The organism is Acidimicrobiia bacterium, assembly GCA_041676705.1.
Lineage (GTDB): Bacteria > Actinomycetota > Acidimicrobiia > Acidimicrobiales > SKKL01 > Actinomarinicola.
In genome coordinates, this window is record JBAYRL010000008.1 from 22,048 (window position 1) to 39,352 (window position 17,305).

Sequence of the window (17,305 nt, forward strand, 5' to 3'; positions counted from 1 at the left end):
ACTCCTTTGGAAGATATGAACGGTCAACCAGAACTCGACCATCTAATAAATGACAGTAGTAGCGGCCGACGACGACGAGTAGCCATAGCCGGACATACCGGAGACGAAGCTACTGCCCGAGCTCATCTAAATGACCGCGACCCGAAAGTTCGTGCTAGTGCCCTTACAGCCTTATCGCGACTTGGGGCTGCCAAAAACTCTGAAATTGAACAGGCTTTGGGCGACCCCAGTTCGTTGGTCCGCCGGCGTGCCCTAGATGTCGGTCGTCACTTAGGTGGAGACGTACTGCCATCGCTCGTGCCGTTGTTAAAAGACTCTGAGGACACTGTTTGCGAAGTAGCCTGTTGGGCCCTTGGGGAACAAGAACCACCCAACCCAAAGGCAGCCGCGGCGCTAGAAGAAGTGGCACAAAACCATACCGATCGCCTGTGTCGAGAAGCCGCCATCGCCGCCTTAGGGGCCCTAGGCGAACCCCGCTCTTTAGCCACAATATTGGCCGCCACAACCGACGTAGCCACAGTGCGGCGTCGAGCCGTTATTGCTTTGGCCCCCTATGACGGACCCGAAGTAGACGAAGCTTTAGAGCGTGCTCGAAACGACCGTGACTGGCAGGTCCGCCAAGCCGCCGAAGACCTGCTGGCCTAGTAATAACAGCTTGAACACCAGATGGTTTATCGGTGTTTCCACTCGGCGGGACGTTTCTCTACAAACGAGAGCATGCCTTCTTGAGCGTCTTCTAGTTGGCTAGCGGCCGCCATAACCTCAATGGCATAGTCGTAGGCCGATTCTTGGTCCATACCCAGCTGGCGGTGCAACGCACGCTTACCCATTGCTCGTGAAGCCGCGCTGCCCCTCGTCGCTCGACCCAGCAGCTCTAGCGTGGCTTCTTCTAGCTCTTCTTCCTCTACCACCCGATTGATTAAACCCCACGACCACGCCGTTTGCGCGTCAATCGAATCACCAGTTAATGCCAGCTCTAGGGCCTGTTTCCGACCGATGCTGCGACCAATCGCCACCATGGGGGTCGTACAGAACCAGCCACCCTTACCTCCGGGTGCCGCGAAGGTGGCATTTCCAGCCGCCACCGCCAGATCGGCTGCTGCCACCAGCTGGCAGCCAGCAGCGGTTGCCACCGCATGCACCCTGGCAATCACCACCTGTGGAATGTATTGCATGGTGTCCATAACCTCGGTACAGGTACGCAACAATTTATGCATCTGGGGCAGAGGTGCGCCGACCATGGCACCCAAATCGTGTCCGGCGCTAAAGGCCGGGCCAGCTCCAGCCAGAATCACCCCCGTCGCATCGGTGTCTCCAGCTTGGCGAAACGCCTGCAAGAGCGCTTCCAAAAGTTCTAGCGACAGCGCGTTTCGTCGTTTCGGACGGTTCATAGTGATCGTGATGACATCACCTTCACGCTCAACTAGTACGAGTTCTTCTGCCATTTTGTTTCTTCCCCTTGGGCCTAGGTGGTCCCTTTGTGAGAGAGTAACCAAAGAACGACCCATCAGGTCATATAGGTCAGAAACCACTACGGAGGACCAACCTGTGTATGCCCCATCGCCAGCCCTAACCCTCTCGGGATTACTACCAACGACCAAGGTACGAACCGTAGCTTTGGTGGTAGCAGCCGCTGCGTTGACCGCCCTCGCGGCGCAGATCTCGGTACCCATTCCTGGTACCCCGGTGCCGGTAACACTGCAAACCTTCACGGTGGTGCTGGTAGGTGCCGGTTTGGGCTGGAAGTCAGGGCTTGCTAGTCAGCTGCTCTATGTGATGGTGGGCGCTATGGGTGCCCCTATTTATGCTGGTGGCGAAGGCGGCTGGACGGCGACCACTAGCCATACCGCTGGCTATCTAGTGGGTTTTGTGGTGGCCGCTACGGTGGCTGGCGCGTTGGCTGAGCGTGGTCAAGACCGCCGGATTCTCACCGCTATTCCCGCTATGGCCATTGCGTCGGTAATTATTTGGGCCTTTGGTGCCACCTGGTTGGCTTACTCGCTGTCAATCTCACCCGCAGCTGCCATTAGCGCCGGGGTGACCCCATTTATCCTGGGTGACGCCATCAAGATGTTGGCTGCGGGGTTGGTGCTACCAGCTGCGTGGCGCTTGGTGGAATCACGCCGATAACGCGTCGAACTATTGGTTACCGTGCTGAACGAGCGTCCATAAACACGCCCTTCAGCACGTCGTATGCCTCGATGCAGCGACCAGCACCGAGCACCACCGATTCCAACGGAGCCTCTACTAGGTGCACGTCGACTTGGGTTTCTTGTTGTAGACGCACGGCCAAACCGGCAAGCATGCCGCCACCGCCAACCAAATGGATGCCTTGACCGATTAGGTCTTGTGCCAATTCAGGTGGGGCGGCTGCCAAACAAGCCAGGACAGCCTCGACAATGGCGTTTACCGGTTCTTCAATGGCGTCACGTACTTCAGCCGGGGTCAGCAACACCGTCTTTGGCAGACCAGTAACGAGGTCACGGCCACGAACTTCGGCGTTCACATCTTCTTGTACGGGATAAGCCGAACCAATTGTGACCTTGATCTGTTCGGCTGTTTGCTCACCAATAGCAATACCGTATTCACGGCGGATGAAATTCTGAATGGCATTGTCGATATCGAAGCTGCCCACCCGCACGGCTTCGATAGCCACAATTCCACCCAGGGAAATTAAGGCGGCCTCTGAGGTGCCACCACCAATATCAACAACCATCGAACCGATTGGTTCGTTGATGGGCAACCCAGAACCAATAGCCGCGGCCATGGGCTGTTCTATTAGTTGCGCATCGGCCGCCCCAGCGCGGCGAGCAGCTTCGGTAACGGCACGCCGCTCGACCGCAGTAATAGCCGAGGGCACACAAATAATTACTCGGGGCCGATTGAATCGACTGACCCCTACTCGTTGTAGAACCAACCGAATCATGCGTTGCGTGATGTCGAAGTCGGTGATTGCGCCTTGGCGTAACGGGCGAACCGCCACAATGTTGGCCGGGGTTCGACCAATCATCTGCCAAGCGTCATGACCCATGGCTAGCACTTCACCGGTTTGGTTGTTAAGCGCGATAACGGTGGGCTCGTTCATAACGATGCCCTCACCGCGTGCGTAAACCAAGGTATTGGCGGTGCCTAAGTCAATCGCAAGATCTCGAGCCAGAGTAATGCCTACCAAATATCGGACTCATCGCCAGAGCGCGAGTCAGGTTCATCGCCAAAGCGGCCTCCGAGACGTGAACCGTCGCGTACGTTCGGGCCAGACAAACCAAGGCCGAAGCTATCTGGCTTCCGTATTCTACCCTGCTTCTTTGGTGCTCTTGTAGGCGAAGTTCTAAATACAGACTTGTCATTTGCTTCGGTGGGGGTTTGGCTACCCGGCTCTTTGGGCGCCAAGGCCTGCATCTCACGACGGAATTCTTCCATAGCTGAACTGCGACGAAAGCCCACTTTGTTGTAGGCATTAAAGGCAATGGCCCCTATCACGCCCACAATAAGCGCAATAAGCAAAAAACTTGCCGGGTTCACTGATCACCACCTGGTAACTTTTCGGAAACCGCTGGGGCGGATATACCATCCACATCGACGATGTGTTGAGGTTCTAAACCCCAGCTTTGGCCACCTTCCCAGGTTTCACGTTTCCAAATCGGAACGGTGGCTTTCACCGTATCGATTCCGTAGCGTGCCGCGCTAAACGCGGTGTCGCGGTGGGGTGAGGAAACCGCGACCACCACTGCCGACTCACCAATCTCGACCAAACCCACCCGATGCACTATTGCCATTCGACCAATATCGCTGTAGAGCTCACGCGCTTTGGCCACGATGGCAGCCAGTCGTGGAACAACTATTTCGGTGTAAGCCTCGTATTCAAGCTTGGTAACCCCAGGACGACCTTCAGCATGATCGCGGGCATTGCCACTAAAGACCACTACCGCACCGCAATCGGGCCGCGCTACCCAGGTGGTAATGCTGGCCAGGGGTACCGGTTCTTTAGTTAAGCCGACCCAGGTGTCGCCGTCGTGTGGTTCACTCACCCCTCCAGTCTAGGAGGACCCAACACAATGCCACTCAATGCATTCCCCCTGTCCGAGGGGTTCATAACCCGCTGTACTGCGAGTTTGTTCCGCGTACCCTCCAAGTATCTTGGCCGCGCGCCATTACCACAGGTATCTCGGTATTCTCATTGGTGTGCCCATAGATGACTACCCCGACATGGATGGAGAAGATTTCCAGCCACCACGGCACCCCGATGACCGGCTGTGGAGGCATCCAGCCGAGTTTGCTTGGGAAGCTTCGATGTCATCGCAAAACCCGTTCCTAGCCACCGGGGCGCAGGCCAGCGAATACTCTCATCAGAACGCAAAACACAGAGGTTCGGGTCGTTCGATGTTGGGCACGGTGGTGATCTCTAGTCTCTTCGGTGCTTCTTTCGCGCTCTTAACCGTATTCGCCACTGGGCTAGGCACCCGGGTTGAACCGGCGCCACTGAGCCAAGAAAACATTATTGATCCGGGCGATTCCAATGTTCTGGCAGCTCGAAGCACTCTGGGCGTGGCCGAAATAGCTACCAGCGTGCGCTCAAGTGTCGTCCAGCTACGACTTGGTGATGATGATTTGGGTGACGCCTCGGCCATAGTTTGGAACTCGGATGGCTACTTGGTCACCGACGCGCAAATGGTAGATTCCGTCGAGGCCGTGAACGTTGTTTTGGCTGATGGCACCACCAAAAAAGCCGCTGTGATTGGCGTTGACCCGGTTACGAAACTTGCGGTGCTTCATGTCAATGCCCCCGAGCTAACCCCAGCCGACCATAAAAATACTGCTTCGGTTTCGGTGGGAGATTGGGCTATGGCCTACGGGGTCAGTGAGTCGGGTTTGCCTTCCATTAGCTCGGGAACCATAAGCGGCGTGGAAGAGCGTCTAAGCACGCAAGACGGCACGTTGCTGTACGGCATGGTTCGCTTAGGCGCTGCTCTGCCCGACGGCGTGGTTGGTGGGCCTCTGGTTTCTGCCCAAGGGGAAGTAATTGGAATTCTGCTTCAAGGTAGCGGCGATTCGCCCTTTAGCTGGGCGCTGCCAACCACCTACGCCGAAACGGTGATCGACCAACTCATCGAAACTGGCAGCATGACTCACCCTTGGTTAGGTGTAGAAGGTGAACGTCGCAGCGGTGGGCCAACCATCACCAGAATCACCGCTAACAGTCCGGCCTCTGAAGCTGGCCTTCAGGTAGGTGACGTGCTGTTACGGGTCGACGATGAACCCCTGATTTCAATGATTACCCTCGTAACCAAGATTCGTAGCCGCTTGCCGGGCGACACCGTAGTTATTACCTATGAGCGCGATGGTGAGGTAGAAACCACCGAGGCTGTATTAGCAGGCCATTAAACTAATACACGCCTAGCGCTATGAGCGTGAGGCAAGTCTCACAAGGCCAGGCTCAGCCAAAGACACTGCTTTGGGGTGGCACCATGTCGCGCTATTTACGCCGGCCGAGTTGGCGTCGCACCAAGGCCGCCACCCCAACTCCGGTCGCGACTATCGCACCTCCGGCCACACCTAGGGCCAACTCTTGGCGCCGCTTAGGGCTGATTGAGTCGAACGGACCGGGCTCGGTTGAAGCAATGTAGGCCTCTTCATTGGTAAAAGCTGGTTCCCAGCCAGCGTCACGCAACCGGTCATTAGCAACCACCCAGGGGTAAATAGTAAGAGGCAGCGCCGCTGGTGGCGGGGCCGACGCGGTGACACGTGCCCGCGCCCAAGCCAGGCTGTTGGCCGCCCAAACCGGAACTCGGGGCTTGGGAATAGTTCGAAAGGCACCCATAGCGTCCGGTGAAATCCAACCGTCAGGTGCCACATTAAAAGCACCGTTTAAACGCTTTCTGGCTGCCAACACGACAGCTTGGGCCAAGTCATCAAAGTGCAAGAACTGCTCGGGCGGGTCGATGTCGCCCGCCGCTACAGCGGGGACGTTGGCTAAAGTTTGGCCCAGCCAGCTTGCTCCATCATCGGCCACGGTAACGGTAGGCCGCAGAACAGAAATAGTGATTTCAGGGTGCTTGGCCCGAAGCTCAACTACCAAAACCTCGATTTCGGCTTTTACTTCGGCAAAAGCAAAACCGGGGTTGGGCTTAAGAGGCGCATCTTCGGTTAGAGGCACCGGGTTAGTGGGGTATGCCCCATAAACAGCGGCACTTGAGATGACCACTACATGGTTAACCCCAGCCTCAATGGCAGCCCCAATGGCTCTTTCGGCGAGCTGAAACTCGGCTGACTCGCCGCCACGACCAGGTTTTTCCGGCGATATTACCGATGCCAAATGGATAAGGGTGTCAGCGCCAGCCAGCAACGGCACGATTTCACCGTTTAACAAATCAACCCGATGCGATTGCACACGAGGATCAGTTCCTTTAGCTAAACGAACCCGGTCTAAGGCCACAATCCGGCTAATTTCAGGTTCATTTTTTAGTAGCTCGACAACGCGTTTTCCTAACGCACCTTCAGAGCCGGTGAGGGTAACTACGTTCATCAGGTTTACCATGCATGTATGAGTGAATCAGGTGCTGGTGGAGCCGGAGACCCTTTTGGTGGCATCCCATTTTTTGGCGATCTAGCCAAAATGCTGTCACAAAGTGGCCCCGTCAATTGGGAAACGGCACGACAACTGGCTTTTTCGATTGCGACCGGTGGCGAAACAGAACCGAATGTTGACCCCATGGAGCGCATCCAGCTGGAACAGTTTTCTAGAATTGCGGAACTACACGTTGGGGCCATAACGGGGCTTGCAACCTCGACTTCGGGCGGACTTACTATTCTACCGGTCACCCGTAGCCACTGGGTCAACAACGCCTTCAAAGTGTACGAACCATATTTTGAGGCCATCGCCAAAGCGTTGAAACCGGGCTCGGCTCAAGAACCAGGTACCGCTACTAGCGGCTCAGATCCGTTCGGTTTGGCGAACATGCAGGCATTTTCTGACCCGAATACCGACCCTGAAGCCGCCATGGAGGCGTGGTTTGAACAAATGATGACCATGTTGGCACCGGTGATGTTAGGTATGAGCGCCGGTTCGCTTATTGGACATCTATCTACCCGTTCTTTTGGCCAATATGATCTGCCAATTCCGCAAACCGCCCACGACGAACTTTTGCTTATTTGGCCGAACATAAAGCAATTCGGCGAGGAATGGAGCCTGGACCCAATAGAGCTTCGTTTGTGGGTCTGTTTACACGAGATCGCCCACCACACCATTCTCAGCGTTCCTCACGTTGCCAAGACCCTTCAACAGCTTCTATTGGAGTTCGTTTCAGCGTTCGAACCCGACAGCAGCGGCCTCACTAATTCCCTGGAAAATATCAATCCCAATGATCCAACGGGGTTGGCCTCGATGCAATCGATGCTGAGCGACCCCGAGGTCCTCTTGGGGGCCATGAGAACCAGTCAACAAGACGATCTGTTGGCTCGGCTGGACGCCATAACAACTGTCATTGTGGGCTACGTGGATTGGGTGATGGACGAGATTGGTCAGCGTCTCATGGCCAGCTATGGCCAAATTACCGAGGCCATTCGTCGCCGTCGGGTGGAAGCATCATCACAAGACCGGTTCGTGGGCAAAATTTTAGGCCTCGATCTAACCCAGGCACATTACGAGCGTGGCTCGAAATTTATTGCGGGCGTGGTGGAGCGCTCGGGGGCCGCTGCGCTTAGCCGCTTGTGGGAACATCCCCAGAACTTGCCTACTCCAAATGAGGTCGCCGCACCCGGGCTGTGGCTGGCCCGCATCGATCTACCCCATGATGAAGCTTAACTAACCCTAGGAAGTTAGTGAGCCTACGAGTGAGCCTCGCTGCTTTCCTCTTCACCGCGACGATGCAGAATCGATTCGGTGCGTTTCAACGCTTCCGCCTTGAGGCGATTAGCAACTTCAGGTGTCTTGCGGGGTGGAAGCTTGCCAGTAGTTTCCAAGAAGCGCTGGCCAATTACATACGAAGTGGCGGCAAAACCAGCCGCCACTGCTACCAACAAATAGCCCACGCGTGCCGGAATTGGAATTACAACCGGAATAGCGGCCCCGAACACCCAAATCAACTGAAAACGACTTTCGAACCGGGCAAAAGAGCGACCCCGGTCGGCATCGGGGGCGTCGCGCTGCAGAATCGAATCGAAACCCAGCTTGCCAGCCGAGGAACCGACCGCCACACCAAGAGCAATGGCGGCCGCGCCAACAATGCCACCAAACAACATTGAGAGTGCTCCTACCCCGGTGACGAGAGCCAGTGAACCCATAATGATTCGTTCTTCCGAGAGGGTCTTTCGAAGCGTAGGAGTTAGTAGAGCCCCTAGCGGTGTCCCAATACCTGCAAGCGCGGCTGCTACGCCGAAATGCCAGGCCGGTGATCCGGTAGCGATGGTGGTGGTGGCATAACCCAAGCCGTCACGAATCATGGCTCCCACTTCGGCACCAGCACCTTCAACGTAGGGTCGAATTTGGCTACCCCGCAGGGTGAAGGCAATCAGGAAAGTAACGAAACCCACAATGCCGCGCATAATACCCATGGCGGATGCCGCCAAAATGATGCCCGCGCCGCGCAGCTCAACCTTTTCTTCTTCGGTGGCGGGCCGTTCCACTACCTCAGCTGGCGGCAGCCGCAATGAGAGCACCGAACCAGCTACGAAAGTGAGCATGGCTAAAGCACACACCCATTCCGCCCCGCCAATGAGCAACGCCAGACCACCGGGCACGGCCGCTAACCCACCGGCGATGCCTGAGAGGAGCGAAAGTCGCGAGTTAGCTTTAACCAGTTCATCACTAGTGCTAATCGTGCTTGGTACAATGGCACTCTTGGCTACGTGATAGCTCTTGCCGAGCACCAACATCGTAAAGGCCAGTGGGAACAGCAATAGCGAGTTCAGGTAACGCATCATCAAGAGCGCTACTACCGCCCGAATCGCCCCCGACAAAAACACCATTACCCGGCGCCCACCAGCAGCGCGGTCGAGCATGGGCCCGATTAGCGGCGTCACTACGGCAAATGGGGCCACAGTGAGCAGCAGGTACAAAGCCACCCTCCAGCGGGCGGCATCGGGGTCGATAGAGAAAAACAGTGAGCCGGCCAGCGCTAACGCCACCAGGGTGTCGCCAGCTAGTAAGAAAACGTGGGCACGCGCAAGTCGTACGAACGGTGACTGATTAAAGACAACCGAAGCAGCTCGGGGCGGTTCTGTTAACGGCTTCCAATCACCCTGTGCACTCATCTCACACCCATCATCTAACTCCCCATGAGTCTAGACGGGGTTCATCGAAGGGCGTGTGCGTTCCATGCTTCCACCAGGGCCATTCGTTCGGCCGCGGGCGGATGAGTGGCTTGGAGGCGCTTGAGACGGCTGGGATCGAGATCAGCCAGGTTCTTCATGTAAATACGCCGTAACATTTCTTGCATTAGATCGGGCTCACCCAAAAGTTCAAGAGCCGACAGGTCGGCCTGGCGTTCAAAGGCTCTCGAAACATAGGCGCTGGTCAGCCCCATGGCACCAAAACCCAGTTGAATTGCCAAAAGCAGCACTGGGAGCGACGCCGGATCTCCGATGCCGTCAACTCCAATTGCACTCCAGAGACCATTCCAACGCGACAACAAGTCAAGAGCGAGCATCATCACCAAGGCCGCCACAGCCACAAGCGGAATTTGTTTCCGCAGGTGCCCTAAACGCCAGTGCCCTACTTCGTGTGCCACAACCTGTGCCACCACTTCGGGCGGGTGTTCAAGAATGGTGTCGTACAGTACTACTCGTCGAGTAGAACCAAGACCAGCCACATAAGCGTTGTCACGGGTTGATCGGCGGCTTTCGTCGGCCACAAACGCCCCTTCAATATCGACTCCCGCACGCTGGGCAATCACTTGAATGCGCTCGGCGAGTTCCCCCTCTGGCAACGGGGTGAACTGGTTAAAGATGGGTGCGATCACAACTGGGTACAAAAAACCCAAACCCACGCTAAAACCCACCAGCAACAACCACGCCCAGAACCACCACAGATCAATGGAACGGATAAAGGCGTAGAGCGGCACCAACAAGACAATGTTCATCGCCACACCTAAAAACAGGCTCTTAATTTGGTCGGTGACGAACTGTGCTGGGGTCTGGTTCGATAGTTTCCAGCGTTTGTCGTGCACTAAATCGACCCACCAATCAAGAGCAGGGTCGTACAGCAGAGCAACCGCTTCTAGGAACACAGCCACGATGGCCAGCTGGGCTACCCAGTTTGTTACTCCCAGCGCCTCAATCAACTTGGGGGTCAGCTGCAATCCGATAATTACGAGCAAGCTAACCAGGCCTAAGGCGCCACGAACTAAACGCATTCGGGCTAGCGGCTTTTGATATTCGCGGGAACGAGCGATTTCTTCGGCGCTAAACCAATCGCTCGGATCGTGTGGAATTTGCCGCCAGGTGGAGAGGCTACTCATTGCGGAATCGGCTTCATTATCGTGTCAGGCGCGACGGCGCTTTCGTGGCATCGGTAGCCAGTGTCGCGACGCTTTATTCGTATTCGTCTTCAGGGCTGCCCAAATCCCAACGCAAGACCAAGCCTTCGCGTTCGGCGTCGCGCGCCACTCGTTCCCGGTTACGACGAAACTGCGGATCGTGAGGCGGCAACAACAACAGGCGAGCCATTACCCGCGTGCGGAAGGCATCGATCAAAGACGGGTCGCCGGTTTCGCCTCGTACCTCCCAGTGCGGGGCGACTGGGCCCAGGTAGACCACCACCACACTGCCCCTGGGAACCTCGTACTCGTCGCTAGCTTGTTCCGACATCACCGTCTCCTGTTAAAAACTTTTGCGTACTAAGCCTAGTGCTTTGCGGGGATTAGAGACCTTACCGAGTTATCGGCTTAATAACATTTACGTAATTCTTACCCCGAAATGCACAAATTTTGAGGATTTTCGCCGTATACATGTTTAACGGAGGAATCATGGATAACACCTGGATGAGCCAAGGCCTTTGCGCCAACTACCCACCCACAACCTTCTTCCCAAGCGACGGCGCAGGAGTTGAGGTCGCTCGCAAGATCTGTGCTGAGTGCCCGGTGGCTGAAACCTGCCTCGAGTACGCCCTCGTGAATCGTATTGATCACGGCGTATGGGGTGGCACCTCCGAGCGTCAACGACGCCGGATTTTGAAAGCTCGTCGTGAACTAGCTGAGGTTTAGCTAGTTCATAGCTGGATTTAGCTAGTTAGACGTCGTTTTCGGGCTTGCCGAGGGTGTCACCATCATCGGTGATGCCTTCGCTTAGGCCCCGTTTAAATTCTTTTTGCGCCTGACCAAGTGACCGTGCCAGTGAAGGAAGCTTGGCGCCCCCAAAGAGTACCAGCACGATAACGAGAATAATGGCGAGTTCTGCGGGTCCGAGATTCACATCGCCCACGATAGCGCTGACGACACAAAATTGGTGCTCGCCCACTGAATGGTTGCAGGATCGGGGCCAGAAAGCTTCGTTGTCGAGATCGGTTAGAGCATGCTGGAATGTGTAGTTAACATCAGCGAGGGGCGTGACCAAAGCGTGCTTGAAGCACTGTCTTTCGCTGCCCGTGACGCGCTGCTCGACGTACACACCGATGCTCATCACAACCGCTCGGTCTTTACCCTGGTTGGCACCGAAGCCGTACGTGCTTTAGCCGCTCTGGCCGTCCGCTTAATCGATTTGCGACGCCACAGTGGGGTGCATCCTCGCATTGGTGCGGTTGATGTTGTTCCCTTTGTGGCTCTTGGTAATACAAGCCCCAAAGCGGCATTGCGCGCCCGCGATGACTACGGGCGATGGTCGGCAGAACATCTGGGGGTGCCAACATTTTTGTACGGCCCCGAGCGCACACTTCCAGAGATTCGTAAATACGCCTTTGCTGGGCTGAGCCCCGACTTCGGCCCCCCGCAGCCGCACCGCAGCGCCGGTGCTACAGCGGTCGGGGCACGTCCGGTTTTAGTGGCTTACAATCTTTGGTTGGCCAAAGCAGATTTAAGCTTGGCGAAGAAAATTGCTAGCTCGCTGCGCAGCCCTGCGGTTCGTACTCTGGGCCTCCAAGTAGGTTCCAGCGTGCAAGTGTCAATGAACCTAATTGACCCCACGTTGGTGGGCCCGCTTGAGGTATTCAAACAAGTAGCCACCCAAGCACAAATAGAGCGTGCGGAACTGGTGGGGCTGGTGCCCGAAGCGGTACTCCACACGATTCCTGAAACCTGGTGGCATACGCTCGACCTGAGCATCGAACGCACCATCGAATATCGAATTGGAGCGCTTTAGCCGCTCTGCAATCGCTTAGTTCTAGGCGGAGGGCGCCGCTACGGGCACCGCCTCGGCCGCCCGGGCCAAGGCCCGTTCGCGGCGAATGCGTCGACGTTCGCGTTCGCTCATCCCGCCCCAAATACCGAATTTCTCGGCGTTGACAAGCGCATATTCCAGACATTCAAAACGCACCACACAGCCGCGACAAACTTCTTTCGCCTCGCGGGTAGACGCGCCACGCTCTGGAAAGAAAAGGTCTGGGTCGACCCCTAGACAGTTGGCAAAATCTTGCCAGTTATTTTCGTTACTTTCTTCGAGTGCGTCGACATTCATTTCTGACATGAGCCGACCTCCTCTGTTCGACTGGTTTTGGGCAAAACTCCCGAGGTTCACTGCACTTTTACAGCTGGTACTTCAACTCCCCAATAGCCTCAACCCCTAATACCATGGTTGAAACTACAATGGTGTGATTCTAGGCGTACCGTTGAAAATTGCAACCCTTGATTGCGAATAATCACCCAGCACGCCTTCCAGTTGTGCTATTGAACCCCCACCGAGGTTCGATTATTGCCGTAAGGCCAGCTAGATCGCACTAGCAATAGACAAGATTCGGCAAAGAGCTAGCGTTTCACGGGCCCTAAGGCCGCCGCTACCGCTTCACCCATGGCACGACGGCCCGGATTGGTGAGGTGAATTCCGTCCCACGTGTAGCCCGGATCGGCACCAACCACGGGGGCCCAATCGAGCACGTGAGCGTTCGGCCAACGCATGGCAACCTCACGAATTGATTCGTTAATCGCTACCCTGGTCGGGCTGACCTCCGCCACGGTCACCCAAATAACTCGTGGCACATCAGCTAAAACAGCCATCGCCTCGTCCATTTGAGAACCAAAATCACCACGTTCACCCACGATGTAGTTGTTGCCCAAGTGGATGACGACCGCTTCACCAATATGCCCGCGGACCTCAGCTAAGTGTTCGATCGATTGTGAAAGTCGACGGCTACCTACCGCGTCATAGCTGACCAACCAATCTGGCAGCGCTTCGGGAATGGTGCGGGTTGTTCCTAAAAAGACCGAATCTCCCAGGACAAAGACGCTGTTACCTCCCGGAGGGCCTTGTGGCCAGGGCAATGCCGGTGGCGGATCGATGCCACTGTCTGGCGGTAACACGGTTGTGGGTACCAAAGGCAACTGAGGTGGTAACGCCGCCGTGGTAGTGGTGGTTTCTAAGACCTCGGAGGTTTCGGTCGTTGAGGTTTCAGGGTCAGTCACCGTCGAAGATGTAGTAGGCGAGGCCATCGTGGTTGAGGTATTGGTGTCAATGGGTTTCGCGGCTTGATCTTTGGAGCCGTCGTTGGCCGCCAATGACAAATTCCCACCAAACTTGCTTGCCACCAAAAAGCCGATGATCAAAAGCCCAAGAACTAGGTATTGGCGATTAAATCTGCGGCGGGGCTTAAAGATGCCCCTAGCCACGCTGGCCGCGCCCTCGCATCATCTGCCGTTTTTGTTCAATGAAATCGACTAGCACGTAGTCGCCCAATGTTTCCGGTGTTGTGAAGAAAGCTCGGCCACGGTTCATTTCGGTGAGACGCTCAATAAAGCTCTGCAAATAGCTATTGGCATCTAGCATAAAAGTGTTAATAACAATTCCGTCGCGGGTGCAACGCATAACTTCAGCCAAGGTGGCGTCTACTGTTTCTCGCACCGGTGGATAGTTAAAGAACGGTTCACCGTTGGCCATGATATGGGCGGTCGGCTCACCGTCGGTGATCATGATGATCTGTTTGGTACCACTCTGCTTAGCCAGCAACTTCCGAGCAATGGCGAAGCCGTGCTGCATGTTGGTGCCGTAGACAAAGTCCCATGAAACCTCGGGCAGCGCTTCGGCAGTTAGCTCGCGTGCCACCTCGGAAAAGCCCACGATTCCCATATAGTCACGCGGGAACTGACCGGTTATTAACGAATGCAACGCCATTGCAACTTTTTTGGCAGGCAAGAAGTTGTCGCGCATTGGCATCGAAAGTGACAAGTCGAGCATCAAGACGGTTGATGACCTGGTTAACTGCTCTGAACGCTCGACTTCGAAATCGTCGGGGGTCAAGCGAACGGGAGTACCACCGCCTTGGCGTTGCACCGCGTTGCGCACCGTGCGTTCAATGTTCAGGTTGAAAGGATCGCCAAACTCGTAGGGCTTGGTGTCGTAATGACGTTCGTGACCGATTCCCGAACGGTCAAGTTGGTGTTGGCCCATCTGGTCTTTGGTCAACTTCTTGAACAGCTCGTTCAAAGCGTTCTGACCCAAGCGACGAATAGCTCGAGGTGTTAGCTCGAAACGGCCCTCTTTGTTTTCAATCAGGCCCGCTTCTTCCAACATTTTGGCCAACTCTGCCATGCGGTCCAAGCTCTTGGCGGCATCGTCGCCCAAAAGTTGACGTGCCCGGTCAATATCAACCTCGGCCAACGCGCCAGGGTTAGTTGCGCCCCGTAGCAGGTTCTCTAATTGGTCAATGTCGCCCAGCTCTTCCATCATGGCGGCCGCTTCGGCGAAGCCCAACGGATCTTGACCACGGAACTGCATCTGACGGTCCCAACCCATATTGGGGAAAGCCGCCTGTAGGTTTCGCGACAACTGATCCGCTTGAAAAGCCAGATCCATGTCTTCGAGCAGTTGTTGAGACAAACCCTGCAGTTGCGCCCGCTGCTCGGGTGTCATGGAGTTCAACATAGCGGCCATATTGGCCATACGTTGAGCCATGACTTCGAGAAGTTCATCCAACGATTCGGGGTTTTCGGGGAAGAAATCACCGAAACGATCCATAAACCCTTCAAAATCGGGCTCTTCCCCGGCTTCACGCTGCTCTAACATCCGATTCAGTTCGGACATCATGTCTTTCATACGAGCGATGTCTTCCGGCGTGAGATCCTGCATCGCACCGGCCATCTGGTTCACGTACTGTTGCATTAGCTGTTGTCGTAGACGGTCGAGCAGCTCGTTGAAACGCTCTTCGGCTTCCGCCGAGGAGAAATCGTAATTCTGAAGCTCACGTACCTGCCCGGCCAGGTCGGGTGGCAACATATCGAGTTCAATTTGTTTCTCGGCGACCGACTGTTCAACTACCTCTTGACGGCGCTGGTCACCACTTTGGCGTGCCTGATCAACGAGCTCCTGCAGGGTATTGAACTCTGACTCCACCACATCACGCAGCTCTTGTGCGATGTCGTCATAAACACCGCCGAGATCGTAGCGGTCGAGATTATCTTTCCTTCGCCGCCGCAGGTTTTCGAGCATTTCTCGAATGCCTTGGAGTCGCTCGCCGTTCTTGTCGTCGAAACCCGACTGCATCATGCGCCTTAGCGCTGCGTTTAGGTCACCGTGGTATAGAAGATCGTCGGTGATTTCGCCCAAAAGGTCGAACGCGTCGAAATCGAAACCCGTTTGGGTACCGTCCCAGCGGGAATACCGAAAATGTGGGGAGGGTGCCATAACTAAAGGCTACCTAGGCCTACTCGGGCTAACACAGACACGGGTTCTTCAACCATAGGCTTAACCTCGTTTGCGATAAGAGGCCCGGGTTCCGGCCGCGTCTTTGTTCAAACGCTTCGACAGATGCAGGCCTTCAAGTAATAACTCAATGGCGCTAGCTTTCTCGCCGACCGAAGCGTTTGCGCCCACCAATTCCTCGACTGGAGTCCGCAGGGCTGGCATTTCATCAAGAAGTTCAGCGTAAGCATCGGCAGAAATATCTTCGCCTACATCTACAATCTCACCGGCTTCAAAGGCGTCAAGCACGGCCCTGAAATGTTCGGGCGACACTCGGTCTTTGAAAACACTCAGCACGGCGGAACGCAAAAGGTGCTCAATGATTTGCCCGTCGCGCCCATCTTCAATCGTTTCAATTTCCACCTTGCCCGCGGTCGAGCTGGCCAAAGCGTCTAAGTCGGAAATCCTCGGCACGACTTCGGTTTCGCCTTGGCGCAACGCCCGACGGGCAGCGTTTGCGACCACCGTTTCCAAGTTGGCCACACTAAGTCGTACCGAAACCCCAGAACGCTGGTTGATGTGCGGGCTCTGGCGGGCTAGGTGGCTCAGCGTCACCACAATTTCCGACATGAAGGTCGGAATTTCCACACTCACACCCGAAGCCTCGAGAGGGCGTGCTTCTTGAAGTGCAATTTCAACTTCCGTAGAAACTTCAAGCGGATAGTGGGTACGAATTTGAGCCCCGAAGCGATCTTTCAGCGGGGTGATGAGACGCCCTCGGTTGGTGTAATCCTCGGGGTTGGCGGAAGCAAAAAGCATCACGTCGAGCGGTAAGCGAACCTTATAACCCCGAATTTGAACATCACGCTCTTCGAGCACGTTTAACAGACCCACCTGAATACGCTCGGCGAGGTCGGGAAGCTCGTTGATGGCGAAAATACCGCGGTTGGTGCGTGGCACCAGTCCGTAGTGCAAGGTCAGCTCATCAGAAAGATAACGCCCTTCGGCCACCTTGATGGGGTCTACCTCGCCAATGAGGTCGGCGATTGAGGTGTCGGGCGTCGCTAGTTTTTCACCGTAACGCTCGTCGCGGTGGACCCAATCGAGGGGCGCATCATCGCCCAGGTCAGAAACCAAGTCGCGGGCGTGTTTAGAGACGGGATGGTACGGATCGTCGTTGATTTCAGAGCCCTCAATGATGGGCATCCACTCGTCCAAAAGGCCGGTGAGCGCTCGAATCATTCGGGTCTTAGCCTGTCCACGTTCCCCTAAAAAAATCACGTCGTGCCCTGCCAACAATGCGTTTTCAAGCTGGGGCAAAACAGTATCTTCATAGCCCAAAACGGCGGGAAACAGGGGTTCACCAGCAGTAATTCGGGCGATCGCGTTGCGCCGAATTTCTTCTTTTACAGGTACAGACTCCCAGCCCGAATCGCGGAGCTGGCCAAGCGTTTGCGGTCGTGACATAGCCTTGACGCTACCTTGACATTCACGGCGACGGCGCGCGAACGCCAAGATAAGTAGCTGCTCGCCGCGGAATTTGGGCCCG

Annotated in this window: 19 protein-coding genes; 6 read left to right on the forward strand and 13 right to left on the reverse strand. The window is 55.7% G+C overall.

Annotation, left to right across the window (positions count from 1 at the left end):
* Positions 1 to 15 precede the first annotated feature (15 nt).
* Positions 16 to 645, forward strand: coding sequence for a HEAT repeat domain-containing protein (locus WC184_10970; protein ID MFA7478393.1), 630 nt, complete (start codon positions 16 to 18; stop codon positions 643 to 645).
* A 26-nt stretch (positions 646 to 671) separates the two neighbouring features.
* On the opposite strand, the gene WC184_10975 is transcribed toward WC184_10970, so the two are convergent.
* A complete protein-coding gene (locus WC184_10975) occupies positions 672 to 1,445 on the reverse strand; it encodes an enoyl-CoA hydratase-related protein (protein ID MFA7478394.1) in 774 nt (257 codons plus the stop codon).
* Positions 1,446 to 1,548: 103 nt separating this feature from the next.
* Between WC184_10975 and WC184_10980 the strand changes: the two genes are divergently transcribed.
* Positions 1,549 to 2,130, forward strand: coding sequence for a biotin transporter BioY (locus WC184_10980; protein ID MFA7478395.1), 582 nt, complete (start codon positions 1,549 to 1,551; stop codon positions 2,128 to 2,130).
* Between the two features lie 16 nt (positions 2,131 to 2,146).
* Here WC184_10980 and WC184_10985 read toward each other — a convergent pair whose 3' ends face one another.
* The 3 genes from WC184_10985 to WC184_10995 are packed head-to-tail and all read right to left on the reverse strand — an operon-like array spanning position 2,147 to position 4,028.
* On the reverse strand, positions 2,147 to 3,172 hold the full coding sequence (locus tag WC184_10985; protein MFA7478396.1) for a rod shape-determining protein: 1,026 nt from the start codon (positions 3,170 to 3,172) through the stop codon (positions 2,147 to 2,149).
* Positions 3,166 to 3,522: a hypothetical protein gene (locus WC184_10990; GenBank protein ID MFA7478397.1), complete on the reverse strand. Its 357-nt coding sequence runs from the start codon at positions 3,520 to 3,522 to the stop codon at positions 3,166 to 3,168. Before WC184_10990 ends, WC184_10985 begins: the two co-directional genes overlap by 7 nt.
* Positions 3,519 to 4,028 (reverse strand): molybdenum cofactor biosynthesis protein MoaE, encoded by a 510-nt coding sequence (locus tag WC184_10995; protein MFA7478398.1) that lies wholly within the window; start codon positions 4,026 to 4,028, stop codon positions 3,519 to 3,521. The genes WC184_10990 and WC184_10995 overlap by 4 nt, the downstream gene beginning before the upstream one ends.
* 154 nt (positions 4,029 to 4,182) lie before the next feature.
* On the opposite strand from WC184_10995, the gene WC184_11000 reads away from it, so the two are divergent.
* A complete protein-coding gene (locus tag WC184_11000; protein ID MFA7478399.1) occupies positions 4,183 to 5,382 on the forward strand; it encodes a trypsin-like peptidase domain-containing protein in 1,200 nt (399 codons plus the stop codon).
* 91 nt (positions 5,383 to 5,473) lie between these two features.
* Here the strand turns inward: WC184_11000 and WC184_11005 are convergent, their stop codons facing one another.
* Positions 5,474 to 6,523 carry an NAD-dependent epimerase/dehydratase family protein gene (locus WC184_11005; protein ID MFA7478400.1) on the reverse strand — a complete coding sequence of 350 codons (1,050 nt, stop codon included), beginning with the start codon at positions 6,521 to 6,523 and terminating at the stop codon, positions 5,474 to 5,476.
* Positions 6,524 to 6,541: 18 nt separating this feature from the next.
* Here WC184_11005 and WC184_11010 point away from each other — a divergent pair, with 18 nt between their 5' ends.
* On the forward strand, positions 6,542 to 7,801 hold the full coding sequence (locus tag WC184_11010) for a zinc-dependent metalloprotease (protein MFA7478401.1): 1,260 nt from the start codon (positions 6,542 to 6,544) through the stop codon (positions 7,799 to 7,801).
* A gap of 23 nt (positions 7,802 to 7,824) precedes the next feature.
* Here WC184_11010 and WC184_11015 read toward each other — a convergent pair whose 3' ends face one another.
* The 3 genes from WC184_11015 to WC184_11025 form a co-directional block, all read right to left on the reverse strand.
* Positions 7,825 to 9,249 (reverse strand): MFS transporter, encoded by a 1,425-nt coding sequence (locus WC184_11015; GenBank protein ID MFA7478402.1) that lies wholly within the window; start codon positions 9,247 to 9,249, stop codon positions 7,825 to 7,827.
* A gap of 41 nt (positions 9,250 to 9,290) precedes the next feature.
* A complete protein-coding gene (locus tag WC184_11020; GenBank protein MFA7478403.1) occupies positions 9,291 to 10,454 on the reverse strand; it encodes a M48 family metallopeptidase in 1,164 nt (387 codons plus the stop codon).
* A gap of 73 nt (positions 10,455 to 10,527) precedes the next feature.
* The gene (locus tag WC184_11025; GenBank protein MFA7478404.1) at positions 10,528 to 10,803 is read right to left on the reverse strand and encodes a hypothetical protein; all 276 of its coding nucleotides are present in this window, start codon (positions 10,801 to 10,803) and stop codon (positions 10,528 to 10,530) included.
* 140 nt (positions 10,804 to 10,943) lie between these two features.
* Between WC184_11025 and WC184_11030 the strand changes: the two genes are divergently transcribed.
* The gene (locus WC184_11030; protein ID MFA7478405.1) at positions 10,944 to 11,198 is read left to right on the forward strand and encodes a WhiB family transcriptional regulator; all 255 of its coding nucleotides are present in this window, start codon (positions 10,944 to 10,946) and stop codon (positions 11,196 to 11,198) included.
* Positions 11,199 to 11,223: 25 nt separating this feature from the next.
* Here WC184_11030 and tatA read toward each other — a convergent pair whose 3' ends face one another.
* Entirely contained in the window at positions 11,224 to 11,406 is a 183-nt protein-coding gene (gene tatA / locus WC184_11035) for a twin-arginine translocase TatA/TatE family subunit (protein ID MFA7478406.1), read from the reverse strand.
* Between the two features lie 99 nt (positions 11,407 to 11,505).
* Between tatA and WC184_11040 the strand changes: the two genes are divergently transcribed.
* Positions 11,506 to 12,288, forward strand: a complete 783-nt coding sequence (locus WC184_11040; protein MFA7478407.1) for a glutamate formiminotransferase — start codon at positions 11,506 to 11,508, stop codon at positions 12,286 to 12,288.
* 21 nt (positions 12,289 to 12,309) lie between these two features.
* Here the strand turns inward: WC184_11040 and WC184_11045 are convergent, their stop codons facing one another.
* From WC184_11045 to WC184_11060, 4 genes are all read right to left on the reverse strand, one after another.
* Positions 12,310 to 12,603 carry a WhiB family transcriptional regulator gene (locus tag WC184_11045; protein MFA7478408.1) on the reverse strand — a complete coding sequence of 98 codons (294 nt, stop codon included), beginning with the start codon at positions 12,601 to 12,603 and terminating at the stop codon, positions 12,310 to 12,312.
* A 287-nt stretch (positions 12,604 to 12,890) separates the two neighbouring features.
* Positions 12,891 to 13,667, reverse strand: a complete 777-nt coding sequence (locus tag WC184_11050; protein MFA7478409.1) for a hypothetical protein — start codon at positions 13,665 to 13,667, stop codon at positions 12,891 to 12,893.
* A gap of 73 nt (positions 13,668 to 13,740) precedes the next feature.
* Positions 13,741 to 15,759, reverse strand: a complete 2,019-nt coding sequence (locus tag WC184_11055) for a hypothetical protein (GenBank protein MFA7478410.1) — start codon at positions 15,757 to 15,759, stop codon at positions 13,741 to 13,743.
* A gap of 60 nt (positions 15,760 to 15,819) precedes the next feature.
* Positions 15,820 to 17,223: a sigma 54-interacting transcriptional regulator gene (locus tag WC184_11060; GenBank protein ID MFA7478411.1), complete on the reverse strand. Its 1,404-nt coding sequence runs from the start codon at positions 17,221 to 17,223 to the stop codon at positions 15,820 to 15,822.
* Between the last annotated feature and the right edge of the window lie 82 nt (positions 17,224 to 17,305).